Origin of the sequence: Agathobaculum sp. (assembly GCF_022775115.1) — a bacterium.
Taxonomy (GTDB): Bacteria; Bacillota; Clostridia; order Oscillospirales; family Butyricicoccaceae; genus Agathobaculum.
Map to the genome: position 1 here is coordinate 1 of NZ_JALFLA010000032.1, position 25,157 is coordinate 25,157.

20 protein-coding genes and 1 pseudogene are annotated in these 25,157 nt (G+C 47.6%); all 21 read right to left on the reverse strand.

Annotated features, from left to right (window positions below; genetic code table 11):
* Positions 1-56: 56 nt before the first annotated feature.
* A complete protein-coding gene (gene rfbA, locus MR935_RS04225; protein WP_290571344.1) occupies positions 57-929 on the reverse strand; it encodes a glucose-1-phosphate thymidylyltransferase RfbA in 873 nt (290 codons plus the stop codon).
* Positions 926-1,327: a GtrA family protein gene (locus MR935_RS04230; protein WP_290571345.1), complete on the reverse strand. Its 402-nt coding sequence runs from the start codon at positions 1,325-1,327 to the stop codon at positions 926-928. The genes rfbA and MR935_RS04230 overlap by 4 nt, the downstream gene beginning before the upstream one ends.
* On the reverse strand, positions 1,324-2,502 hold the full coding sequence (gene glf / locus MR935_RS04235; RefSeq protein ID WP_290571346.1) for a UDP-galactopyranose mutase: 1,179 nt from the start codon (positions 2,500-2,502) through the stop codon (positions 1,324-1,326). Before glf ends, MR935_RS04230 begins: the two co-directional genes overlap by 4 nt.
* 2 nt (positions 2,503-2,504) lie before the next feature.
* Complete coding sequence (locus tag MR935_RS04240; RefSeq protein ID WP_290571348.1) at positions 2,505-3,419, reverse strand: NAD-dependent epimerase/dehydratase family protein; 915 nt, start codon at positions 3,417-3,419, stop codon at positions 2,505-2,507.
* The gene (gene rfbC, locus MR935_RS04245) at positions 3,416-3,982 is read right to left on the reverse strand and encodes a dTDP-4-dehydrorhamnose 3,5-epimerase (protein WP_290571350.1); all 567 of its coding nucleotides are present in this window, start codon (positions 3,980-3,982) and stop codon (positions 3,416-3,418) included. Before rfbC ends, MR935_RS04240 begins: the two co-directional genes overlap by 4 nt.
* A gap of 1 nt (position 3,983) precedes the next feature.
* Positions 3,984-4,940 carry a Gfo/Idh/MocA family protein gene (locus MR935_RS04250; RefSeq protein WP_290571351.1) on the reverse strand — a complete coding sequence of 319 codons (957 nt, stop codon included), beginning with the start codon at positions 4,938-4,940 and terminating at the stop codon, positions 3,984-3,986.
* Between the two features lie 2 nt (positions 4,941-4,942).
* Complete coding sequence (locus tag MR935_RS04255) at positions 4,943-6,328, reverse strand: NDP-hexose 2,3-dehydratase family protein (protein WP_290571354.1); 1,386 nt, start codon at positions 6,326-6,328, stop codon at positions 4,943-4,945.
* A gap of 3 nt (positions 6,329-6,331) precedes the next feature.
* A complete protein-coding gene (locus tag MR935_RS04260; RefSeq protein ID WP_290571356.1) occupies positions 6,332-7,291 on the reverse strand; it encodes a glycosyltransferase family 2 protein in 960 nt (319 codons plus the stop codon).
* 8 nt (positions 7,292-7,299) lie between these two features.
* A complete protein-coding gene (locus MR935_RS04265; protein ID WP_290571358.1) occupies positions 7,300-7,881 on the reverse strand; it encodes a hypothetical protein in 582 nt (193 codons plus the stop codon).
* 11 nt (positions 7,882-7,892) lie between these two features.
* Positions 7,893-9,995: a hypothetical protein gene (locus MR935_RS04270; protein WP_290571360.1), complete on the reverse strand. Its 2,103-nt coding sequence runs from the start codon at positions 9,993-9,995 to the stop codon at positions 7,893-7,895.
* Positions 9,996-12,158: 2,163 nt separating this feature from the next.
* Positions 12,159-12,893: pseudogene (locus MR935_RS04280) on the reverse strand (ABC transporter ATP-binding protein); the annotation flags it as partial.
* 8 nt (positions 12,894-12,901) lie between these two features.
* Positions 12,902-13,675 carry an ABC transporter permease gene (locus MR935_RS04285; protein WP_442863007.1) on the reverse strand — a complete coding sequence of 258 codons (774 nt, stop codon included), beginning with the start codon at positions 13,673-13,675 and terminating at the stop codon, positions 12,902-12,904.
* A gap of 16 nt (positions 13,676-13,691) precedes the next feature.
* Positions 13,692-16,787 (reverse strand): glycosyltransferase, encoded by a 3,096-nt coding sequence (locus tag MR935_RS04290; RefSeq protein WP_290571363.1) that lies wholly within the window; start codon positions 16,785-16,787, stop codon positions 13,692-13,694.
* A 4-nt stretch (positions 16,788-16,791) separates the two neighbouring features.
* Positions 16,792-17,850 (reverse strand): glycosyltransferase family 2 protein, encoded by a 1,059-nt coding sequence (locus MR935_RS04295; protein ID WP_290571364.1) that lies wholly within the window; start codon positions 17,848-17,850, stop codon positions 16,792-16,794.
* A 14-nt stretch (positions 17,851-17,864) separates the two neighbouring features.
* The gene (locus MR935_RS04300) at positions 17,865-18,458 is read right to left on the reverse strand and encodes a D-sedoheptulose-7-phosphate isomerase (protein ID WP_290571366.1); all 594 of its coding nucleotides are present in this window, start codon (positions 18,456-18,458) and stop codon (positions 17,865-17,867) included.
* A 4-nt stretch (positions 18,459-18,462) separates the two neighbouring features.
* Entirely contained in the window at positions 18,463-19,749 is a 1,287-nt protein-coding gene (locus MR935_RS04305; protein ID WP_290571368.1) for an HAD-IIIA family hydrolase, read from the reverse strand.
* Positions 19,750-19,765: 16 nt separating this feature from the next.
* The gene (locus MR935_RS04310) at positions 19,766-20,698 is read right to left on the reverse strand and encodes an NAD-dependent epimerase/dehydratase family protein (protein WP_290571370.1); all 933 of its coding nucleotides are present in this window, start codon (positions 20,696-20,698) and stop codon (positions 19,766-19,768) included.
* Between the two features lie 13 nt (positions 20,699-20,711).
* The gene (locus tag MR935_RS04315; protein WP_290571372.1) at positions 20,712-21,698 is read right to left on the reverse strand and encodes a GHMP family kinase ATP-binding protein; all 987 of its coding nucleotides are present in this window, start codon (positions 21,696-21,698) and stop codon (positions 20,712-20,714) included.
* A gap of 40 nt (positions 21,699-21,738) precedes the next feature.
* Positions 21,739-22,725 carry a glycosyltransferase family 2 protein gene (locus MR935_RS04320; RefSeq protein WP_290571374.1) on the reverse strand — a complete coding sequence of 329 codons (987 nt, stop codon included), beginning with the start codon at positions 22,723-22,725 and terminating at the stop codon, positions 21,739-21,741.
* A 17-nt stretch (positions 22,726-22,742) separates the two neighbouring features.
* Positions 22,743-23,357: a recombinase family protein gene (locus MR935_RS04325; protein WP_290571376.1), complete on the reverse strand. Its 615-nt coding sequence runs from the start codon at positions 23,355-23,357 to the stop codon at positions 22,743-22,745.
* Between the two features lie 429 nt (positions 23,358-23,786).
* The gene (locus MR935_RS04330) at positions 23,787-25,112 is read right to left on the reverse strand and encodes a class II D-tagatose-bisphosphate aldolase, non-catalytic subunit (protein ID WP_442863008.1); all 1,326 of its coding nucleotides are present in this window, start codon (positions 25,110-25,112) and stop codon (positions 23,787-23,789) included.
* Positions 25,113-25,157: the final 45 nt, after the last annotated feature.

Here is a 25,157-nt window from a genome sequence, read left to right on the forward strand (position 1 = left end):
ATACTGGATAAAATTCGATCCAATAAAACCGGCACCACCGGTCACAAGAATATTTTTCACAGCTTGTCCTCCGCGATCATCAGCAGATATTGTCCGTATTCGGTCTTTCTCATCGGCTCAGCCAGTGCAAGCAGCTGCTCCCGGTCGATATACCGGCAGCGGTAGGCGATCTCCTCGATGCAGGAGATATACAGACCCTGACGCTTTTGAATGATGGATACAAAGCGCGCAGCCTCAAGCAATCCGTCGTATGTACCCGTGTCCAACCACGCCATGCCGCGCGGGAACAGCTTGACCTTCAGTGCACCGCGCGCCAGATATGCGTTATTCACCGCCGTAATCTCAAGCTCGCCGCGGGCGGACGGCTTGACCTGCCTTGCAATCTCCACAACCTGATTGTCATAAAAATACAGGCCGGGTACTGCGTAATGGGATTTCGGGTGCGTAGGTTTTTCCTCGATCGAGAGCACCTTACCGCTCGGGTCAAATTCCACCACGCCAAAGCTCGTTGGGTCGCTCACCGGATAGCCGAACACCACCGCGCCTTGCTCTATCTGCGCCGCGTCCGCTAGCAAGGCGGAAAACGCCGCGCCGTAAAAGATGTTATCCCCCAGCACGAGCGCCACCGCGTCGTCTCCGATAAAGTCCTCTCCGATCAGAAACGCTTCCGCAAGGCCGTTCGGCCGCTCCTGCACCGCGTAAGAGATGCGCAGCCCAAACTGCGCGCCGTCCTGCAGTATCTCCTGAAAAACAGGTACGTCACGTGGCGTGGAAATAATTAAAATATCGCGGATGCCCGCCAGCATAAGTGTGGACAACGGATAATAAATCATCGGCTTGTCGTAAATCGGGAGCGCTTGCTTGGATACACCCGTGGTCAACGGGTACAGCCGCGTACCCGAGCCGCCGGCTAAGATGATGCCCTTCATATCTTTTCCTCCCCCTTGCTTTTTCGAAAGATCACCAACTTGCTGGCCAGATAATTGATGACGATAATGATGCCATTGACGACACACTTGGCCAGCATCTCGTCGACTCCCCAGAGCAGCAGCAGATACATACCACCATTATCGATAACCAGCGTACCAATGCGCATTTCCATAAATTGTAAAAAGTTTTTCCATGTTCGCCGCGCTCGGAAGACAAACGTGCTGTTTGTCCAATACGCAAACAGAACCGCAACAAAAAACGCAGTGGTATTGGCTGGCAGCTTATTCAACCGCAGCCGCAGCAGCTTATAGGTGGCAACATTCACCACAACCGTCAGCACGCCGCAGATCAGATATGCAATGGTCTCCCACAACTGCTCCACTCTCTGTTTTTTCATGTGGAGCGCTCCAAGAAACGCTTGACGTTTTTGTAATATTCAAGTGCGTGCTCAATGCAGATGTCCATGTTGTAATACTTAAACTCCGCCAGCCGGCCGCATAGGAACAGATTATCATACTGCCCGGCCTCCTCGAGATAGCGCTGGTAGCGGGCGCTGCTCTCCTCGGTCACCACCGGGTAATACGGCGTATTGCCTACTGCTGCCGCCGGGTCGTAGGTGAGCGGATATTCCGTGGCGACCACCGAACCACGCACGGCGCTGTCGTCAGCCATGAGCTTTCGGTATTCGGTTTGCCGGGTATACCCGTCCGCCTGAGGATAAGACACGATCTCGCTGGGAAGCACGCTGTCCTGCGCATCATACTGATACCGGATGTCCAGCGAGCGGTATGGCAGCGCACCGTATTTGCGTCCAAACAGCTCGTCGATCGCGCCTGTGTAGATCAGGCATTCGACCGGCTCGCCATCATAGCTGATACGGCGGCTGCCGGCGTCCAAGGACAGATGCTCCAAGGCATCGGTATTGGTCTGAACGGTGATATTGGGGTGGTCGAGCATCGTTTCAAACAGTTTGGTAAAACCTTGCACCGGCAGATACTGAAAATCCTTGTTTAGATACCGCTCGTCATAGCTCATCGCCATGGGAACACGCTCAACAACGTATTTGTCTATCTGCTCCGGCTGAAGCCCCCACATTTTGGATGTGTAAGTACGGTAGGCCTTTTCAAACAACAGCGTTCCATACGCGCTGATATCCCGATCCGCATGATCGACGAGTTCCAAAATCGGCACACGGTCGCGCCCCGCAAAGGCCGCGCGCAGCTTTGCCAGCAGCGGCTCTGCTGCCTTTGCACCGAGCAGCTGCTGCACGGTCAAAAAGTTGAACGGCAGGCGCACATACTTGCCGTCAATGCAGCTGAGCAGCTTGGTCGTGTGAGGAAAGAGCGCACCGTACTGCTCCAAAAACTCGATAATAAAATATTTATCGGTATTCAGAAAATGCGGGCCGTAGCGCTGGATGAGAATGCCCCGCTCGTCCGTTTCATCATACATGTTGCCGCCAACGTGGGCGCGCTTTTCCACTACCGTGACCGGCCTGTCCAATTCCTCCGCGAGCTTCCGAGCCAGGATACTGCCGGAAAAGCCGCTGCCCACGATTACTACATCTGTCACCGTTATATCCCCCAGTCCAACTGCTTGACCCATTCTGCCGTTTCCCGCACCGCCTGTGCAAAATCATATTCCGCCTTGCAGCCTGTATCTTCAAACAGCTCTTTTGTTGAAATATAACGATAATCTGTCAAAAAAGCATCCGGATATTCTCCAAAGGTCAGCTGCATATTGGGAGCTACCGTATCTCGTGCCTTTTCAATGATTTTTCGGAGAGGCCATAAATTGATATGCCCAATATAGTATGTTTTCATATTTCTTCCATGCTCGCCCATCGCTTCAATCAGGCGCACAGCATCATTAATGTACAGCCAGTCATTCAGACCATCGCCCTTAACAAGCTTGGGTTTTACATTATGAATAAACATATTCAAAATGCTATTTGTTGAGCGGTGCGAGTAATCACCCGGCCCAATAATGTTAGCGAATAATCCTGCATTAAATTCGATCGAATGCTCCATCGCTAGAGTCTTGCACATCATCTCTGCATTCAATTTTGCCGCAGCATAAATACAAGTTCCTCTCGGCGCGCAAACATTGTGATCTATATGCTCCAGCACCTCAAGCTCTGCAACCGTACCAGCTAAAACAAACTTTTTGCAGCCTATCTTGGCGGCCTGCACTAATGCTTTGCAGGTTGCCATCGTATTCTTTAATTGTATCTCAAAGTTTGCTGTATCCAACCCATATGCGCCCGACCAAGCAAAATGATAAAAAATATTGGCCTCTTTAATGTGTTGATGCAGATCATCATAATCGTCAAAGTCTGCTTCTACACAAAATAGCCTCTCCTGTGCAATATCCTTTAGTCTTGAAGATTTGCGTACGACGGCTATGACCTGATACCCTTGTAACAGCAAATATTTCGTAAAGGCCTTTCCAATAAACCCTGTCGCACCTGTTACTACCGCTGTTTTCATTTGGAATTATCCTCCACTGTAAAATTAACATCGCTGTCGCGCAGCCACGGCGCTTTTTCATCAGAGAGAGATAGTATTGGATCTGTAATCCCCCATTCGATGCCAATATCCGGATCATTCCATCGTATGGCTTTGACCAATTCCCGGTCATAGTAGTCATCAAATTTATATAGCACCACGGTGTTCGGCTGCCTTGTCACATAAGCATGTCCGAAGCCGCTTGGCAAATACAGCTGCTTTCTGTTTTCTGCAGACAGAACTTGACTAATCCATTTTTTATATGTCGGTGAGTCCTTGCGCAAGTCAATAACAAAATCCAGTACCTCGCCTTGCAGCACACGCACAAGCTTTATCTGAGGATGCGGATTGTTTTGGAAATGGATGCCCCGAATCGTTCCAACACACAGATTGCAGCACTCATAATCCACAACAAATCTTGCATCAATGCCGTATTCCTTTAAGGTTTGGTCATTGTATGCTTCTGTGCTATATCCGCGATTATCATCAAAATAGGTTGGTACAATTAACTTGACACCGGACAATCCCAATTCTTCTACGATCATTTTAATTGCCCTCCACTTTTATTTGTGTTGTCAAACTGCTTTCCGCTCTTATCCTGTCATTGTGTCCTTTTATGTCTGCACAATCTTGCAGCAGTCCATAAAAATGCTCGATCGAATGCAGAAATTGGTCGTCTGCCGGTAGCTTCAATACATGCTCATCCGCCGAGGAGCGCAAAATCAGTTCGGGCGCAAAACCGTCTCCCGCCGTGAAAATACGGGGCGCGATCAACGTCGCTTTGCTGCCCCAGACCTCCAGCTGGCACTGATAAGCGTTATCCATGCCAAAGGACACTTGTGCGCACAGGCCATCCGCATTTTCCAACACCGCGCAGCCAAACAGATCCACCTCATAGCCGTTCGGCTGCGTCAATTTCGCCTGCGTCACCCGCGCCGTCTCCCCTAACAGCTCAAGCGCCAGCCGTACCGGATAACCACCGCAATCGAGCAGCGCGCCGCCGCCAAGCGCCTTATTGTAGCGAAAATCGCCTTGCGCACGCTTGGGAAATCCAAATGCCATACGATAGAGGCGAATATCACCCAACTCGCCGTCAGCGATCAGCTTTTTGATATGGGCTAACTGGCTGTGATACAAGAACATGTAGTTTTCATGCACCGTTAGACTCTTTTCCTCCGCAAGGCGCAGCAACTTTTCCGTTTGTTCCAAATCGGTCGTAAACGGTTTTTCCATCAGCAGGTGCTTGCCCGCAAGCAGTACCTTTTTGCCCCACTCATAGTGCAGCGCCGGTGGCAGCGGCACATAGACCGCGTCAATACTCGTGTCTGCCAACAGCGCGTCATAGCCATCATAGGCTTGTCCGCCGAAGGCCTCCACAAAGGGCTTGACTTTTTCCGGCATCCGTGAAGCGACTCCAGCGTATGTAAATGCCGTGCATTTTTTCAGTGCGGGCAAAAATCGGCGAAACGCGATATCCGCCGTGCCCAAAATTCCGATTTTCATCTTTAAGCCTCCAAGAGCGAAAGCAGGTTGCGCAGCTGAATGTTCAACGTATTATTGACCTGCATCAAATTGTTAAGCGTTCGGTAATCCAGTAGAAAGCAGTCCTCTGGCAAGGGCGGCAGTTCTTCCGCCACGACACGAATCAAAACATTGCGGTTTTGCTCATGGTAAAACCGCCCGCCCTCTTCAGACAGCAGATGGTCATACACCACACCTCTCCCGTCAGCCAACCGTTCCGCAAAAAAGCGCTCGACCGCATCCTCGTGCGGTGCGCGCTCGACCGCCTCGTGCTGCACGGTGGGCCCCAGCTCCACGCCGTCAAAGCAACCCACCTCAGGCGTCGCCCTGACCACGAATTTCAGCACGCCGTCCACCTCACAGCAAAGCAGCCCGAAGGTCGCCATACCAGTCGCCTCGAACAGCGGCTGCGTCCAGTGCTTTACTTCCCGTCCTTCGATGGCGATATCGCAGAATACCACTTTGAACGGGTACGGCCGCTTGCAAACCAGCTCGCCGTCCCGCATCTCCCAGTTGGACAGTTCATGCAGTGGCAGCAATTTTCTGTCTGCTTCCGCAAACATTTTGTAGTTGTTCATATAGTGATATAGTCGGGGCAATGGATTGTCCCCCGATGCCATGAATACCGAGCGGAATAGCGGCTTGTCCGCAAAGCATTCAGCCAGCTGCAGTAGTGCGCTACGGGAGAGCGGCAGCTTGCAGAACGGAATGCAGGAAAGCACGGTGCGAGTGTCCATATTGACCAGATTATCATACCGCATCAGGCACTTTATCTGCCCCAGTGTCATCCAGCGGTGTGACGGCAACACCTCCACATCCTCTTCTGTCCGAACAATAATGTTGCGGTTGCGCTTTTTATAAAAGCGGGAGGACTGCTCGGACTGTATCTGGTCAACCACAATCTCGTGCGCCGCAGCGTTTTCAAAATACGCAAGATACGGCGGTTTTGCACCACCATGCTTTTGCGTAAAGTTGCTTTTGGTAGCTTGGATAGTAGGCGATAGCTGAATCTTGTTGACGTTTCCCGGCTCGATCTTGGCCTGCATCAGAAAGTGCATCACGCCACCGATTTCCCGGCAAAGAATGCCCAGATAACCGATCTCCGATTGAAGGATGATAGGCTGTGCCTGCACCGTTTCACCGTGCCGCTGCACGAAACCGGTGATCTGAAAAAAGCTCCGGTTCCGGTTACGGATACAGCCCTCTGTTTTATCGTAAAACCAGAAGCCGCTGTCCTCCAGCGCGACTTTATGTATTTCCACATGAATCGTTTGGTTACGTCTGTCAATCCAATCGAGCAGCTCGTCAAGTGTATGCACGCCGTCTATCCTGCCCCAGCTTTCTGCAATGGAAAGTAAGGTGTTGCTCATTTGTTATGCTTCCTTTTCTCGATCTTCTTCCTCAAAATTCAGCTTTTCCCCTACCACGACGAGCGGCCTGCGCATAGAGCGGGTGTTGATACTCAATATGTACTCGCCAAGTATGCCGGTAAAAAAGAGCTGCACCGCGCCGATAAAGAACACACCGATGATGATTGTAGCAGTGCCGTAAGGATAGCTGTTCCAGTTGAGCAGCTTGCTGATAAGGACAAAGACAGCAAACAATGCGCTTACTATACCGAGACCGGCACCCACAAATGTTGCCAGACGCATTAAAATCTTGGTATAGGACGTGATACCGAGCATAGCCAAATCATAATTTTTCAGAAAATTGGCGCCGGACTTCCCCCGCAGGCTCTCCGCCTGCTCATAGGGGATAATGCTCATCTCAATGGCCAACTCCGATACGATTCCCTTGAGATAAGGCGCGGGGTCATCCAGTTCTTTCAGCACATCAACAAAGCTTTTATCATAAAGGCCAAAGCCGTTGAAGTGCTCCAGTTGTCTGGAGTCCGCTAATTTCTCCATCAGCCAGTAATAAAGCTTCCGCATTGAGTACATCAGAGCATTCTCATGACCCTTTGTCCGCTGACCGATGATGACCTTCTTGCCCTTCTCCCACTCTGCAACCATCTGCGGCAGCAGCTCGGGCGGGTCTTGCAGATCGCCGAAGAGCATAAACGTTGCATCTCCTGTTCCATAACGCAGCGCTGCAAACACATTACGGGAAAAACCAAAATTTCGCGCGTTAAACACGGCTTTGACATGCTTGTCCGCTGCGCACAGCTTCCGGATCTCCACACGGGTGTTGTCCGGCGAATAATCGTCCACATAGATGATCTCATAGTCGTACTGCGGCAGCTTCTCTATGAAGATCTTGGTCAGCCGGTCGTACATCTGGCGGACACTCTTTTCCTCCGACCAGCAGGGGATCGTTACACTGATTTTTTTCATATCTCATCTTACTTTCCGTTTGGATAAATACTGTTTTCATCCGGGACAGGGAAAATGCTTTCGACAAAGCGCATAAGCTTTATCAGTCTCACACCTTTTTCAGTGATCTGATAGCCGCCGTCCGTCTCCTCCATATTGCCTATGTAGACCTGCTCATCAATCCGTTTCTGGCTTTCCTGCGCGCCTTCGATATATCCCTCAATAAAGCGGTTTTTGATTTCTTCCGGGGAATAAACGACTGTCGGATGCTCTGCCATATCCGCTAAGGAGAACACAGTATACGAGCGCTCAATCGTCATAGGTCCTAATGAAAAAAATAGGCTCATAAAAAGGGTCGCCAACCCAATACACAGCACGCTGCTGGAAAAATTGATACCTCCTACACTTTCTCGTTTTAAAAACACAACTGCATCCAAAGCAAGCAGCAACATACAACAAAGTGCTGTCAATAATAATAGCCGATAGAGGAATGCTTTTTGCGACGCTAGGAGCGGCGTGCGCAAAAGCAATGCAACACCGATTGCTATGAGCAAACATATACCAACAAACCATATGAATGCATAAAATAGTTTAACAATTTCCCTTTTCATTATAACTCCTTTTACACCCGAACATATATACGCATCTGGATACTCGACATATCTGCTTCAACCACATAATGCTCGTTTAGAATTTGCTCAACCCAAGGTTCTGCTGCAGATTGAGAATACTGTAAATATATCCTTTCATGCGCGAGAATATCCTCGGCTGTCATCTGGTCTGACGAACCTATATTGCCAACAGAAGCTCTCTCTCCCTTATGCGTAATATAGTAATCATTCCATCCTTCCATGAGAATTGATGAAGCCGGAGAAACCATCACCAATGTGTTAGCGTTAAATATGTAATTGCTTTGTGAATAAAGCCATTCTGCTGCTTCACGATATGGCTGCCAGGAGCGTGAAGATGATACGATATCCAAACAGTCCAGTGATAATGTCAATGCAAAAAACATACAAATAGCTTTTGTTACCATAGTATGTTTTTTCATTAATTCGCTCAAATATCCGCTCGCTATTGCAACACATATCGCCGCCGACATGCACAAAAATGGTAATAGTAACAGAAAATATCTGTGTTCCCACATTGTCGAACTCGTATGAAAGTTACCATAGATAGCCACAGTCCCTATTACAAATATGGGTACAAAAACGGAAAACAGATGATAGAATAGAATATGATGACACCTGCACCTAGTTTTAAACACGCTAATAAGCGCAGCGCCGATTGAAAATATGGATACCTTATAGTATAGATCAGAAGAACCTGACAAAAAGAGCAGCAGCTCTTTGACCTGCGAAAAACCCGGAACCGGATACCAATTTGCTATCGCCGATAATGGCCTACTTAATAGAGTTTGAAGAAATACTGCTGTCAGCCACCCCATACCCACAAAAGCGACTGGCAAATAGCAAAAAAATTTCTTTTTAACCTTATCCCTCATAGTCAAATAACAATCAGCCAAAAAAAATGCTCCGCATACAAGAAAACCAAAATAATGGCTCATTATCATGCCAATCAAAGCCAAGCTAAAGGCAACTGCATATTTCCTTTTACTGCCCTCCAAAAGTGCTTTATTTCTACTGATAAAAAAATAAAAAGATAGTGTGGTAAAGAACAAAACAAATGCATACGAGCGAAATTCATACGCTGCATTGACCCATACTGGATATGAGAAAGCCATAAATATACAAGCCAGTACGCCGCAATATCTTCCATGTATTTTCTCCCCAGCCAAACCAATCAAATAAATGGAAGCTACCGTGGGGATAACCGTTAATAATAACAGCCATTTCTCTCCATAGGGCACAACCCTGTACCAAAATGCTGCACAAATTGCAAATAACGGCGGTGTTGCATCATTCATATTCAAACAATAGTGTATTGCTTCCTTAATTGAGCCGTTGGACCAGCCGATTTGACCTAATTCGTCACACCATAGCGATGTCATCTCTGAATAATGGAACATCAGTACAAAAATTGCTATCGCAAAACTCCCATACAACATTTTACTCTTTACATTATACTTCCCGGAATGCATAAAATTTTTACATATCCATATCCCTATGAACATTGCCACAAACCAGATTCCCACAAAACCAGAAATATCCCAAGCCATATTCAATAGCAATTTCGTACTTCTGCTTGGAGCCAGCTCTATTGCCGTTTCCTGATATCCTTTTGCATAAGTATCGACTATTACGGATTCATTATTGCAAATAATCTCAACCTTCCCACTCCAAATGTCACTTATAAAATTTACAGTGCGATTTCTTCCCACGGGAATTGCAAATTTAACATGCTCTGTTATTCCCTGTGGCTGCCGGGAGTCATTTTTAGCACGCCAGACATAATAATTGCCTGACCAAAACCACTCTCCAGCTAATGACTTGGGCACCGGAATCTTCTCGCCGTCAATCATAAAGCCAGACAAAATGATTTCTTCTGCTTGAGCCTCCCCGTTTCTCTCGCCCAACGCCCGCAATGATATCTCATCCTTTAGTCTCGGAAGGGCTTCAGATACAGAGAATGCCACAACTACTGCAATCAGTGCGATACATAGCACCTCTTTTCCTCTTATAAAGCTCTTTGCTTTCCAAAAAATACAGTACCAAAACAAGCCTATGACTGTTACAGCACTTAATTTTAACCCTATTAGAATCAAAATTGCCCCCCTTGATACCATTGAATCTCAATTATCATTTTTTTTGTAAAGTGTTATCTGGTAATCTCCCGCCTGAATATATTTCGAGTCAACGGAATGATAAGCTTCACTTATCACTTTACTTACCTCAGGAGCTTCGATATTCCCTTGAACAACAATCCATTCTGCAGTTAGCGATTCAAAAAAGTCCACGGTTTCAACCCGCACCTTTTCAGATATACTATTACGATAATCATGGTCTATCCCATGCCTGAAACACGGATAGATTTTTGATATCAGATACCAATCAGCTCGAACATTATATCCAACTACTCTATCTCTATCCGATATTGGAATCAAATCGCTCTGTGCCTTTATAGCCTCTGCATATTGACTTGGTGCGTTGCTGGTATGAAGACTGTTAATCCATCCATATTTGGCAATAGCAGTTCTCCCACACCTTCCAAATAGCACGATACATACAATTGTTACAGCAGCAGCATACGAAATGGTGTATCGATTGGATTCACCTAGTTTAATATCTTGCTTTTGTAATAGCCATCCAACACCAATCGGTACAAACGGTAATAGCACAATATAGTAATGCGGATACAGGTAGCTTCGCGCCATCATTATTATTGATGGCGCTGCACCCATCAAAATTGTATTTCGAGTAAGCGGATTTTGCTCTAACGCCAAAAATATGCATAGCAAAACCGGAATCAAATATGTGAAGATGGTCTTCCACTCATCCAAACTGTGTGAGACGGCTTCTCCTGCATAATCTAAATTAAACAGTATGGTTCCATATGCAAAGTCATACAGCGCTCCTTTCGCCGCAAAAAATACAACAAACGGAAGGACTATTACACAAAATCCTGCAATACCCGCTCCAATATTCCTCCAAAAATTTCTATATTTCTTTTTGATTAGCAAATATGCACCAATACAAGCAAGAAAGCCGCACAGCGCTATGCAATTGGTGATACGCAGCAAAAGCGATACGCCAATTGTTAAGCCATGAACAAATGCCATTTTATACGGGTGCCCAACCTTATCCTTGACCCCTTGCAAATATCGAATGATGAGATAAGCGCTGATCATCAAAAGTGGTACATTAAAATCTTCAGTCAAAGCACCCTCGTCCATGACTCCCGCAAAGAAAGCCAGTGTAGCCAATGAGGCCAATATTCCCTTTGGCACATCTGTCAATATCCGGCCAATCTTATAGCTGAATACCAATGAAATATAAAGCGCGAATACCTGTATGGCAAAAACACCCCATTGAGGACTTATCTTATCGCCCATCATATAAATCCAAAAAATCAGCGGACCCTTGTTCTCAAACGTCCCCAGATATGGTGTAATCCCACTGCCCCACGCCTTCCCTATAAAATTAAATATCGCAGCATCATACCCCCAAAAACAGGCTTCCTCCGATATGCGAGGTGTACTGGAAAGCGATAGGAATAGCAAAAACAAAAATGACACCGGCAGTAATGCCACCAAATATACTTTCTCAACCAACTTCCAATTTATACGATTGGTTCGTTTTTGGAATACAACAGCCGCGTATATCAGCAGCACAAATACCAAGATTCCTACGATAAACGAGATCACTTTCACCATGATCAATTGTGCATCCGACTGTGGCAGCAAAAAGCTTATGCCAGTCTCAACATCTGCCTCTTGATAAAAATCCCATACAACGGATTCATTTCCCACTGTAACTTCTGCTTTTCCTTGGTTGGGGCCAACATTAAATACCAAGTATGCTTGCTTCGCTGTTGGTATATGTAGCTGTAACAGGTCATCGCTGCGAGCTTTCAGAACATGCCTCGTCACATCCTTTTCCCAATCCCCTGACTGATACAACGTGTCTGGATTATACCAGTCGCCATCGATTATTGCGCCCCGAAAAATGACCTCTTTTCCCGCTTCTAATTCTGCCACAATACCAACCGTGTCTCCTACAGCACTGCTTAAAATGCGCATGGACATACAAGCCACGATCGCTGATAGACACATCAATGCAACATATGTCAAGATGCCTATTCCCATCAGATATCTTTTAATCTGATAACTCATTGCGTTCTTGGTCTCATCCACAATTGCATGTCTTCTCGGCTGCATTGGAGCATTCTTGATGGTATATTCCTCCTCTTCCTTAGGCAATGCCTCCCCCTGTAAAAACCTCTCATACTGATCACAGATCTCCTTCGTATCACCAAAGGCTACCTGCTTTCCATGATCCAGCCAAAGCACTTTATTGCAAAGACTGCGAATCTGCTCAAGCGAATGAGACACTAGGATGGTGGTAGCGCCTTGCGAGATAATTTCCCGCATTTTGCTGGCACTTTTCTCTTGAAAGGCACCGTCCCCTACCGACAGAACTTCATCTAAAATCAGAATGTCCGGCTTGACTAAAGAGGCAATAGAAAATGCCAGGCGGCTCTTCATGCCCGAGGAAAGCTGCTTAAAGGGCCTGTCCTCAAACTCCCTCAGTTCAGCAAAGTCGATAATCTGATCGTAAGTGTCGTCCATAAACTCTTTTGTGTAGCCCAACATGGCGCCGCGCAGATAGGCGTTTTCCCTGACTGTCAAATCCCCGTCAAACCCACTGCCTAACTCAAGCAGGGCTGCAACTTCGCCATTTGCTATAATTTTTCCGCGCGTTGGCTCCATGATACCAGCGACTGCCTTGAGCAATGTAGACTTGCCCGCACCATTCGCGCCAATGATGCCCAGCATATCCCCCTCTTCCAATGTAAAAGAAACACCGTCTACTGCCATAAACTCTTTCACATGGTAGTTGCCCGTCAGTCTCCGCGTCACATACTCCTTAATGCCGATATCCTTAAAGTCACCGGTAATATAGCGAATGGACACATCCTCAGCTTTCAACACTGTTGCCATCATCAGACCTCTTACACATAATATAAAAAACTATGGTTTTTCTTTTTGTAAATCCACGCCCCAATGCCAAATGCTATCAGTGCGTATCCAATTGCCACCAAATGAAACTGCACTGTCGGTATCGTATTGTCGATCACGATTTTTCGAAAATAGCGAATGTAGACATAGACTGGATTGAGCAAAAAGAGATTCTGCCCGATCTGCGGGAATGCTTCAATGCTGTAAAAAATCGCGGACATGTACATTAGTAAAAGCGTAAAAATACTATATAGATATTGAATATCCCTAAAAAACATGTACAGAGCCGACAAGATAAGCCCCATGCCTAGGTTGAAAACAACCAGACAAACGACAGGATAAATCAGCAAAAGAAATTTCCATGTTGGGACAATGCCGTCCGCCAACACAAAAACAAAGTAAACTAACAGCGTTATGCCGAAGTTGATCAAAGATGAAACATTCTGTGAAAACAAGAACATATATTTCGGCACATTCACCTTGGTGAATATCTCCGCATTGTTCAGCAGAGATGTCATCCCCTGATTGGTCGAATCGCTGAAGAACGAAAAGATTAGCTGTCCGGAAAACAGATAGATCGTGTAGTGCTCGATCTCCGAGCCGAGCAAGGTAGAAAACACCAAATTCATTACAAACAAAGAGAGTAACGGCGAGAGAACACTCCACGCAATTCCCAAAACGGTACGCTTGTATTTCTTTGTAAAGTCTCGATGAACCAGCTGTTGAAACAGGAACTGGTTCTTTTTCAGCTTCTGAACAATGCTCAACATCCGTCTCCTTTGCTTATCTCTTTCGAGCCACTATATGGAATGTACGACTGACATCAAGTTCTGGGTAGGGCATTTCATAACAATGCGGTGGATTATAGCCGCCACGAGCCAGGTCGATGGGAGCAAATAACTCAGAACAAACAACAAAGCCCGCCCGCTCAAACTGCCGCTTCCACCAATCGTATGGATGGCATGTCACATGCCAGTTAACACCGCTAACCGGATCGATATCTGCCCAGTTTGCAATGGATGCCACAAACAAACCGTTTGCTGCCAGATGAGCTAGAATATTTTTCAATAGCTGCGGTATATCCTCTTGTGCAATATGCTCCAACACCTCCCATGCCGTAATGATATTAAATAGATGTATCTCCTCTTTTTCATTCACCAACCGGAAAGGCTTTGTGATATCGCAGGTTAAAAGCCGATCCCCTAAAAGACGCCACTCTGCACGCTGCTCTTTTTTTGAGCAATCGCTCCCTTCCAGCCCCATGGAGATATGCCCACGCAGAGCAGCCTCCAACACCATGCCGCCACCAGAGCAGCCAAGATCCAGAAAAGATAGATTTTCTTTTGCGTGCAAAATTTCCTCACACTTCTCAACAAAACGCGGATAGCGGGTGTTATCACGGATCGTTCCACGGGGATAAAGATGATCCAAACTTTTACAAGCAATAGGATGCTCTGTTATCAAACGAATATTGACTGTGGGTAGATATGCTTTCTGACGCTCCAACGCAACCATGACATCACGATATGTAAAATCAATATGCCGGTGAACTTCTTCCCGCAGTTGTTCCTGTGATTCATAAGCTTTAGCGGCCAATTCCTGCCCATTATAATCTAACTGCTCAGACATCTTTGCAGACAATTCCTGACGGGTATTCTCCGCCTCTGTATATATCTTCGCAGACAATTTCTGACGAGTATTCTCCGCCTCCGTGCACATACTGGCTGACAATGCTTGACTCGCATTTTCGGTAGCATCATAGATAATTTTTCGAATGAACTCACAATCTTGTTGCCGTTTGCGTTCTTGTATCAAGAGCTGATACTGAATCTTCGCATTTTCCTCAATAATTTCTTCTGTCCTTTGGGCCAGACTTTCAAGTTGCCGATTTTGTTCTGAAATAATCTGATCCAGCTTTGTAATGCAGTTCAGTACATGCCCTTCCACCCTCCATACAGCGTCCTGAATATTGATAATTCGATCCTCATAACGGTGACGGAAAGGTCTATACAGTGGTTTCAAAAACCGCTTAATAATCAATGCGAACAAACGTTTCCTCTTTTTATTTGTTACTTCCGCCATGAATTCCCTATTATTTTCCTTCTGTTCTTCTCGCTGAATTTTTCTGCTCAGTCCTGGCAAAGTACCTATCTGTGCCTCGCTTAACCGCAACTGAAATGCCATATCAAGGCAATCTTGATCATATATCTTCAGCTCTTCGTTGTTTTTTAAAGCCTCTTGAAAATACCCTTGTATCCTTTCAATATCTTCTGTATTGAGTAGTCTTCCATTCCAAGGCCCGACCATCCATAGATGCTCTGCAGGAATTATCACACCAAGCTCAGCAAAGTTTTTTTGCACTAGCTCGCGCATCATGACTACTGTTTTATTACTCTGTCCTGCACTGATATTATTAATCCATCGATGATAAAATAAAACCTTATGAATACAGCCCACATTCATTCCTTTTCGAAAAGCACGTCTCCAAAGCTCCCAGTCTTCAACGTACCCACGCTGTTCGTCATAGAATAATTCATTCTCTAAAAAGAAGTCTTTTCTAAACATAATCGTTGGATGGTCAAAGGGGCAGGTGAAAATCGACCACGCAAAGCTCATGTTGCCTTCAAAAGATAGCCTCCACTCGTTCATATCGCCAAAATATTCAAAATCGCTAGTACAAAGAGTTACTTCCGGATTTTCGTCCAAATACTTTGCTTGCAAAAATAATCTGGCTTCGTGACAAATATCATCATCATCCATTCTGGCGATATATCGGCCTGTTGCAAGGCGCATACCTCGATTCAAGCTAGATGCAATCCCCAATCTTGTGGGATTGAACTCTAAATGTATCCGATCATCATGATAAGATTCCACCATCGCCTTAAGATCTGTTTGTTCAAATGGCTCAGCCACAATGATAATTTCAAAATCCGAATATCGCTCCCAACTATCCCGACACTGAGCCATCAGACTGTCTAAGCACTGCTTAAACATTGTCAGATCCGGTTTATAAGAAGGGATAATGATTGAGATCGCCGGTCGAATCACAAAACCAAGAGAGCTCCCGCCCATATCCATCCATTTTTCATAATATGATTTCCATGCAGGAAAGTTAACATAAGCATACCAATCATTCCAAAACTTATTACTCCCCCATGCATGAATGATCATTGCATCTGAGCAATCACGCCCTAAGGATGGATAACAACAATATTCTTTCCCTTTTAATAATCCAATTTTTATAGAGAAATGTTGAATAGCAGCATTTAGGACACCCTGATCAGGCAATTCTAAAATATTGGCCCATTGAACAGTCTTTTGATAGCACCAACTTGTACACATTGCACCATTGAGTTTTTGACTAATCAAAATTTTTTGAGAAAGTACAATCGTTCCTGAACAATAGAGATATGCATCCATTTGAAACCCCGGCACACTGCGAGAAAAACAAGTACGCATATAATCCGTTCTCTCAGCGGTTTTATTGATAGGATCCTCTCGAATAAATGCAGCACCTGTTTTCTTTGCAATTTCTATCATTTCTGACAAATTCTTTTGAATAAGAATATCAGTGTCCAACCATGTCACCGTCTCAAACTCATCCAAATATGCGAACATTTCATATCGGCAAAACATTAATGCTGAAAAACGCTTAAAACGAGGTTTTTCAAATAAATAATCTGGTATCGGCGGATCATAATGAACAAATTTACATGGGATAATAGAACACATTAACTCTCGATCAGATTCTTGAATTGGATCAATGTAATATATAATAGCCTCATCAAATAAGCCAGGATTTGTTTTTTTCAGTTGTAATAATACAGTGCCTACCAAAGCTGGCCTTGTATCTGCAAGCATTACTGCATTTTTCTTCATTTTTTCACCGCGCTAATCTTTCCATTATTTTTTTTAACAGCATTTTAGGTGAATGTACGGTTTTTAGCATCTGATTTAATCGAATCAATTTGTGGAAATGAATCGGCGAAAATACCCCATCAATTGTTGCTATCCGCCTAGGCTCGATACGAATATTCCAGTTAGCCCACGCCCAGCGCGCCCTCAATACTCCCCTAAATTTATAGCTGTCGAACATCTTTATGCGCTGATTTGCATCATCTAAATCCATTAACATTTTTTTGAATGTCAATAGCTTACCTTTTCGATTTCTGTGATTAACTTCTGACAAAAAGATATTTTCCCATGCATTGAGCAGTTCCTGCTGCTTTTGGTCAAAATCTACATCTAATGTTCTATTCATTGTTTTTGCACAAATTTTCCCATGCTCTTTCTTCAACAGCATCATTTTTTTATCAGAAATATTATTGCCATAGCTATATTCACCAAGTACCTCAGGTATATTTGACAAATATGTCACACTGATAGCCCTACTCCAAAGTTCAAAATCTTCCGCCTCGTATTCTGAATCATAGAACAAATCGTTTTTCAGTAATACGCTCTTGCGCATCATAATCGTCGAGTGACACATTTCACATGAAAACATTAAACTAATCGCCAATGTTTCATGATCTCTTGGTGTTTTATGTATCCAACATCCCGTGCTGCTAACATGTTTCTGCCACGTACCACATATGCCAACTGATGGATTTTTTTGTAAAAAATCTATTTGTTTTTTAAATCTTTTTGGATATGCGATATCATCCGCATCAATTCGTGCAATTAGCTGTCCCTTGGCTACACGAATTCCATGATTCAGCGTCTTTGCCAAGCCAAGTTGCTCAGTATTTTGAAGTAATTTAATACGTCTATCGGACTCCGAAAATGCAGAGGCAATCTCTGCTGAGCCATCATCTGATCCAAACTCATTCAAAATCAGTAATTCCCAGTCTGTAAATGTCTGATTTTGAATGCTCATAATTGCATTTTTTAAAGTTTTTCCACCATTATACACAGGCAGCAAGACTGATATATACGGAGACATTTCTAATACCCGTCTTATGCTTTCAATGCTAAATGACTCATCCCGCAAAGATGCTTATAAAACATGCTCATCATCAGGTGATCGAAAATCATATGCACGTCCTCGGTGACCTGCATACTGTTCACCGGTGCGTGCAGCGAGATATCGCACAACTGTTTGAGCTTGCCACCGTCATAACCGGTGATACCGATGATTTGGTTGCCGCAGGACTTGGCATACTCTACCGCATTGATGATATTCCGAGAATTGCCGCTGCCCGAAATCGCAATGACCAGATCACCCGGCTCAATGCGGTCGGTCAGCTGATAGCGGAAAACCTCCTCAAAGCCGATGTCGTTAGCCACCGCCATCAGCGTCGCTACATTGTCGTTCAAGCAGCGGAAGCGAAACTTGGTTTTGAGCGGCTCAGAAACGCCCTTGTTAAAGTCATTTTCAAAATGAGAAGCCGTGGACGAGCTTCCACCATTGCCGAATATGTACACCCATTTGCGATTATAGTACGCTTCAAGCAGCAGATTAAGCGCCGCGTCGATCGCGTTGATATCCAGCTTTTGCAGCGTTTCAATCTCACACGCGAGATAATCTTTGATATCCTGCTTAAAATCCATGATGTCATCCTCCTATGATTTTCTTGACGGCTTCCAGCAGATCCGCACAGACCATATCGGGAACGTCGTTATATTTTTCGTCTGTGCCGGCATCCCCTGTCAGCACCAGCGCAGTATGTGTGCCCGCGTTTTTGCCGGTGCGGATATCCACAGTCGTATCGCCAACCATCCAGCTTTGAGACAAGTCAATATGCAGACGCGCCGCGCAGTCTTCGATCATACCAATATCCGGCTTGCGACAATGGCAGGATATCTTATACTGTGGGTTCTCCTCCGGATACCCCTTGTCAGGATGATGCGGGCAGAAACAAACCTCATCCAAAAATACACCCTCGCGCCCAAGGAGCGTTTTCATCTTGTTGTGAATACGCTCGACGTCTGTGATACCGCACATCCCCCGCGCCACAACCGGCTGATTGGTGATGACGATTGCCAGATAGCCCGATGCGTTGATTCTTCGGATGGCCTCTGCTGCGCAGCCCTCCAGCTCAAACTGCTCCTCCTTGGCGATCAGACCGTTCTTTTTGTTGATCGTACCATCACGATCCAGAAAAATCGCCCTTTGCGGCCGTCTCAGGTTACGCGCCGCGATATACCCGCTCGCCAGCTCCCGCTCTGCGACTTTTATCCGCTCGACTGTGCCGACATCCTTGATATACTCGGGCGAGCGGTACGCATACACTGCTTGCCCGCTCTGTATCATGCCCGAAAGCAAATCCTTTTCCAAATCAGTTTTGACCGGCTCAGAAACATGTCCACAAACCGCGGCATCGAACAGATACAGCCCTGCATTGACGCAATTGTCATACCAGTAATTCCGGCTATTGTTTTTGGAGTCAAACGCAAGGATCTTGTCCTCCTCATCCATAACGACCAAATCCGAATCAAACGGATGGGTGTTCGGATGCACGAAAAGCGTCGCCTTTGCCTTTTTCTCTGCATGAAAACGCATCATGCGCGCAAGATCAACGTCAAACAAAACATCACCAAACACCAGCAGGAACGTCTCCCCCGCCAGCATCGGTCGGAGATAGTAGAACGCTCCCGCCGTTCCAAGCGGCGAAGTTTCCTCAATATAGCGGATGCGCAGCCCCATGGCTCTACCATCGCCGAAGAAATCCTGTATTTTATGACCCAGATGCCCGATAATCATCACGATATCCGTGATGCCGTTGACTTTTAGCTGCTCGACCTGCCACGCGAGGATCGGCTTGCCGCACACTGGTGTCATAGGCTTGGGTATCTCATCCTTGGTCAGTGCCAAAAGACGAGTGCCCTTTCCGCCTGCCATAATCACCGCCTGCATGTCAAATTACCTGCTCGACGGTGTGCGCAACCGCCTCATCCGAGGTATAGGCAGCCGACCAGCCTGCTTGGTGAATTTTACGCAAGTCATAGGCAAATACCGGCACGTCGCCCTTCCAGCCTCCGCGTCCGCCGGTATATGAAAACGGAATGCCGGACAAGCCCATCTTTTCGCAGACGATTTCGGCAATCCGGGTGACCGAGGTCTGCGTTTCCACGCCGATGTTATAAAGCGTAACGCCCTGCGGCACATCCTTGCACTGCATGATGCCGTTTACCAAATCATGCACATGCATATAGGGCTTGGATTGCATTCCATCGCCCAAAATGCGCAGATGAGAGGGGTCATCCTTCAGCCTCTTGACAAAATCAAAGATCACGCCGTGCGTCAGCCGCGGACCGATCACATTCGGAAAGCGGAAGATCAGCACGCTCAGGTCGTTCATGTAGCTGAAGGCCGAAATCAGCGCCTCCGAGCCGAGCTTGGCCGCGCCGTAATATGAGATCGGCTCAAGCGGTGTGGTATCCTCCGCAACCTCACTTCCCATTTTTTCGCCGTATACCGCCGAGGTCGACGCAAAAAACAACTTTTTGACCTGATGCCGCCGCATACATTCGAGCAGCCGAAAGGTCGTTGTATAGGTGTTGCGGTATTCGATCGAGGGATCGCTTGCACTGGCCTGAATATCGGAGTTGGCCGCCAGATGGAACACATATTCCACCTTTTCCCTCGCAAATATATCGTCCAATGTGTCCGGCTCGCAGATATCCTGCTCGTAAAAGGTAAACCGCGGCTCATTTGCCAAGTGCGCAATATTCTGTTTTGTCCCAATGAAAAAGTTGTCCACGCAGACGACCTCATGGCCCTCCTGCAGCAGTGCATCCATCAGATGACTGCCGATGAAGCCCGCTCCTCCTGCCACTAACACTTTCATATTCTCGCTCTCCTTATCCCCAGTACTTGTCCCCTATGTAAACGACCGACGCACCATCCCGCTCAAACGAAAAATCAAAGCGGCGCAAGCCAAGCGCGATGCGCAGCTGCTCCTGCTTTTCCGGCGCACAGAAAAACAGCAAAAAGCCGCCGCCGCCCGCCCCGAGCAGCTTACCGCCCAACGCACCGTTTTTCATCGCGGTCTCATAGGCTTGGTCGATCTCCGGATTGGAGATACCGGAGGCCAGCGTGCGCTTGAGTTGCCAGCCATCGTTGAGCAGCACGCCAAAGGAAGACAAGTCGTTTTGCTCGAGCGCCACCTTCATCTCCTCAGCCAGCCTGCACATCTGTTTAAGATTTTCAATCTTTGCCGCGTCATCAATATTCTTTTTCTGCTCCTTCAGAATGCTGTTTGCCGAACGTGTGCTGCCTGTGTAGTACATCACCAGATGTCGTTCAAGTTCTTTGTATGTACCCGGCTGCATAACGATCGGCTCGACCGAAACCGAGCCGTCCTGATTAAAGCGGATAAAATTCAGCCCGCCAAACGCAGCCGCGTATTGATCCTGCTTGCCGATCGGGCTTCCCAGCTTTTCAATCTCTACCTGACAAGCCTGTTCCGCCAGTCTTCCCTTGGACATAAACTTACCCTGATAGCAGGCGATCGTGTTCAGCAGCCCGACCGTGAAAGTACTTGACGAGCCCAGCCCTGTGCCGCCCGGCACATCTGCCGTAGAACTGATCTCCACACCGCTGACGCCATATGCATTGAGCACACAGTTGAAGATACGGTGCTTGATCTGCGCGATATCGGTTACCAATTCGTTTTCAGAATACTTGAGCAGCGTGGAGCGCGCATCAAAATAAGGGTGGATGGACAGATAGCAATATTTGTTGATGGAGGTGCTCAGCACACAGCCGCCGTACTTCTCATAGAACTTTGCCATATCGCTCCCGCCGCCAGCAAAACTGACGCGAAAGGGCGTTTTTGTAATAATCACACCGAATCCTCCTCGATCTATGACCCCTAAAACCCACTGATTACCGACGGATGACTTTGCGTTTCACCCTTTTTGCGAGCAGCAAAACGGAAGCGCCGATCGGTAAACCAAAAATGCACATCAAACGATAAAAGACCTTTGTAATGATATACCGCGCCGGCTGTAAGACCGCTTTCCACCGCCGGAACGCATCGAGCGCAGCCGAGCGCTCCTGCTGCCCGACCTCGCCAATCAGCGCGATGTTCAGCAGATATTCAAAACGAAATTGCTCCTGTAGCAATGCCGCATATGGAAATCCCTCGTGTTTGTCCAGCAAAGCGATGCTGCTTTCGATAACAGCGGTTACATCCTGCACCCGCTTCAGACTTACCACATTCATCAGCGAGTTAGCTCGTCCCATGCGGTAAATATAGTACGGCTTGTGCCAGAATACGATACGCGGCCGCTCGATGAACACCCTTGTCGTATAGTCAATGTCTTCGCTTGTCCTGTTTTCCAAAAAGCAAATATGGTTCTTCTCCAAAAAAGAGCGGCGATACACATAGCGCCACACATTCCAGAAGCATTTTTTCTCTCTGAGTACCGCGGGCAGCGCAGACAAACCGGCATCCATCGGCGTATCGTCTACCTGGCATACGGCTCTCCTTTCCCCAGAGGGAAATAACTGCACATAGTCGGACATATATACGTCCGCCTGAGCGGGCTCGCTGCGGATATGCTCCATCAGCATCGCCAAGCTTGCCGTATCAACCATATCATCGCTGTCGATATAGAGCAGGAACGCCCCGCTGCTGCTTTGTACGCCGCAGTTGCGGGCGTTTGACAGCCCTGTGCCGCCTTGCAGCACGACGGATGCGGCCTGATTCTGATGCGCATAGTTATATACTATCTCATTACTCCGGTCGGTCGAAGCACCGATTACAAATACCAGTTCGCAGTCCTCGCCGAGCAGCGGCAGCAGACTGTCAACGCACTTTCCCAAGCAGTGCTCCACATTGTATACTGGAACAATGATCGAAAATAACACCGTACTTCCATCCTAACTCAATCCTGTGACTGATGCGCTTTTTCCTCTCGCACCCAGTTATGAAATGTGCGGTGCGTCACGCCCAGTTGCCTTGCCGCCTCCCGCATGGAGATCGCGCCGTGCTCCCATTCCTTTTTCAGCTCATAGAACCGCGGTGCGCGCACCATCGGCCGACGGCCAAACTGCACACCTTGCTCCCGCGCGGTTTGAATGCCCTCTTTCTGGCGGCGGGCGCGAAATTCGACCTCTTTGAGCACCGTGATATCATACATCTCGAGCAGCATTTCATTGATGAGCGCCGCCGTGCGCGCGTCCTCACCAGGAAGCTCCTGCATCGTGACGGGAAGCTCCATAACCTTGGACTTGATACGACTGTCGCGCAGCCACGCCAGCTCGTCACGCACGCCTTGCTTGCTGTCGCTCAAACTGGTGAGAGATGGAATGACCAGCGTATCTCCCTCGCGCAAGGCAACACGCTTGAGCATGCGCAGATGATTGCGGCCTTTTTGCTTGCCGGTGGACAGATCAATGAAAATTTCCGAATCCCGCGCGCCCAACCGAAGAAACGCATCGACTTGTTCACTTTGCTTGCCCATCGGCACGCAGGCATAATAGAACGTTTTTCCGTTCATGCTCTGTCTCCCCTTTGCTCCACGCACGACAATTCATGCCGCGTCTTGACGGAATTTGAAAAGTATACTTTTGCAAACTTCAGCGCTCTTTTTGACATTTTTTTAAGGATATCACATAATCCAAACTTTTTCAAGTCATAAATGGCTTTTTATCTATCCCTATGAGGCTTTGCAAAAGTATACTTTTACAAACTTCAGCGCTCTTTGATTGAGCCTTATTTATAGGAAAAGGTCGCGCAAATGCAGCCGTTGATCCCAAAAGCCGTGGTAAAGCCTCGTCTATCTATGGGAAAAACTGCAATCCGCGCGCTGGGAATCCGTGCTCCACACATACAAAAACCACAAAACAGGGCTTAGGGATTCGTCAGAAACCCTAAGCCCTGCCGGTTTGCCGCGCCGTGACGCAGACGGTATTTGCCCATCAGAAATTCACATCAGCTCTTTCTGATGCGTTGCGTACAGGTATTCGTCAATCGTGTTGGTGATACGATCCTCCACCAGTGCGACCGGGTCGTTCTCCAACGCGCCCTCACGCACTTTGGTGTATTGAATTGGCATGAACTGGCTGAGCAGATTGAGCGGTATGCCCAACCGGCGCAGATTACCGATCAGACGCTCTTTCGCCGCCTCGACCACAGGTGTGGGCATGTAATACCGGCAGCGGTCGGAGAAGGAATACTTGCGCTTGAGCCGCAGCTCGCTCTCCGTACCCTGATAATGCTTGCGCCAATGCTTATCCTCGGCCAGCATGGCCTCATCCAGCGTTTCGATAAAGCGGCTCGGCTCAATATCCGTGCCGCACAGCAGCTCCTGCTCGATATGCGCCAGCGCAAACATACCCTCACGCATGGCAAAGGTGAGCGCCGGGCCGACCTTCAAAATGCCCACGCCATCCTCGACTAGCTCACGCAGCTTGAGCTTGGTCTGGTAGTCGGTCGAGTGTCCCTCAAACACCAGATTGGGGAAAGCCTTGATCGACGCCATCAGCTCCCTCGCCTTTGCGCGGTCGTACTCGGTGCAGCCGCTGTCCTTTTCCTCCACGCCGGGCTGGACGACGACTGCGATCACATTGTCCCACGCAGCGTCCAGTCCCTCCTTGCGGAAAGCACTTTCAAAGGCCGCCACGGTGTTCTTAAAATCCTCCACGCGGGTGACCTGCACGCCCTCATCGGCCGCGCCAACCGCTCCGCCCGGAATCGGCACCTCGCTGCCGACGATATATACCGGCGCGATGGCGGTGGGGTCGCTCTCGAGCAGCTTGCGGTAGGTTTCCTCGGCCACGCGCGCCAAGCGCGCGCCGCGGCGGGCGATCACTTCATCGCTCAGGCGGATGTGCGGGTCGTCGTCCGCGACCTTCATGCTGGTGTCGATGTGTATCTTGGTAAAGCCCGCACCCACATAGTGGCGGATCAGCTCCTCCGCGTCGGCCATAGCCTGCGCCTCGGGCTTGCCGGCAAAGGTGAGCGGCCCCAAATGGTCACCGCCCAGGAACAGGCGGCTCGTATCAAAGCCGACCTGCTCTGCAATGTCCAGCACGAACTGCTTGAAATCCATCGGCTTCATGCCCGTGTAGCCGCCATTCTGGTCGCATTGGTTGGCCGTACTCTCGATCAGTACACAGGAGCCATCCGACAAACCGCGTTTGAGCGCAGCTTCGATCACATAGCCATTTGCACTGCAAACCGAATAAATGCCAACGCTTTTGCCCTGCTTCTGTAATTCCACCAGCTTTTTCAGCGGATTATGATTCATGATACTCTCTCCTCTCCTTTGGCTGCGGCGCGGTGTGAAAGCCCGCAC

Coding starts and splice junctions, on each gene's coding strand:
- MR935_RS04325 (WP_290571376.1), bottom strand. CDS start 23,357: ATGAACGGAAAAACGTTCTATTATGCCTGCGTGCCGATGGGCAAGCAA.
- MR935_RS04255 (WP_290571354.1), bottom strand. CDS start 6,328: ATGAGCAACACCTTACTTTCCATTGCAGAAAGCTGGGGCAGGATAGAC.
- rfbA (WP_290571344.1), bottom strand. CDS start 929: ATGAAGGGCATCATCTTAGCCGGCGGCTCGGGTACGCGGCTGTACCCG.
- MR935_RS04260 (WP_290571356.1), bottom strand. CDS start 7,291: ATGAAAAAAATCAGTGTAACGATCCCCTGCTGGTCGGAGGAAAAGAGT.
- rfbC (WP_290571350.1), bottom strand. CDS start 3,982: ATGATCGTAGAAGAATTGGGATTGTCCGGTGTCAAGTTAATTGTACCA.
- MR935_RS04310 (WP_290571370.1), bottom strand. CDS start 20,698: ATGAAAGTGTTAGTGGCAGGAGGAGCGGGCTTCATCGGCAGTCATCTG.
- MR935_RS04265 (WP_290571358.1), bottom strand. CDS start 7,881: ATGAAAAGGGAAATTGTTAAACTATTTTATGCATTCATATGGTTTGTT.
- MR935_RS04290 (WP_290571363.1), bottom strand. CDS start 16,787: ATGAAGAAAAATGCAGTAATGCTTGCAGATACAAGGCCAGCTTTGGTA.
- MR935_RS04300 (WP_290571366.1), bottom strand. CDS start 18,458: ATGGATTTTAAGCAGGATATCAAAGATTATCTCGCGTGTGAGATTGAA.
- MR935_RS04250 (WP_290571351.1), bottom strand. CDS start 4,940: ATGAAAATCGGAATTTTGGGCACGGCGGATATCGCGTTTCGCCGATTT.
- MR935_RS04240 (WP_290571348.1), bottom strand. CDS start 3,419: ATGAAAACAGCGGTAGTAACAGGTGCGACAGGGTTTATTGGAAAGGCC.
- MR935_RS04295 (WP_290571364.1), bottom strand. CDS start 17,850: ATGTCTCCGTATATATCAGTCTTGCTGCCTGTGTATAATGGTGGAAAA.
- MR935_RS04230 (WP_290571345.1), bottom strand. CDS start 1,327: ATGAAAAAACAGAGAGTGGAGCAGTTGTGGGAGACCATTGCATATCTG.
- MR935_RS04305 (WP_290571368.1), bottom strand. CDS start 19,749: ATGGCAGGCGGAAAGGGCACTCGTCTTTTGGCACTGACCAAGGATGAG.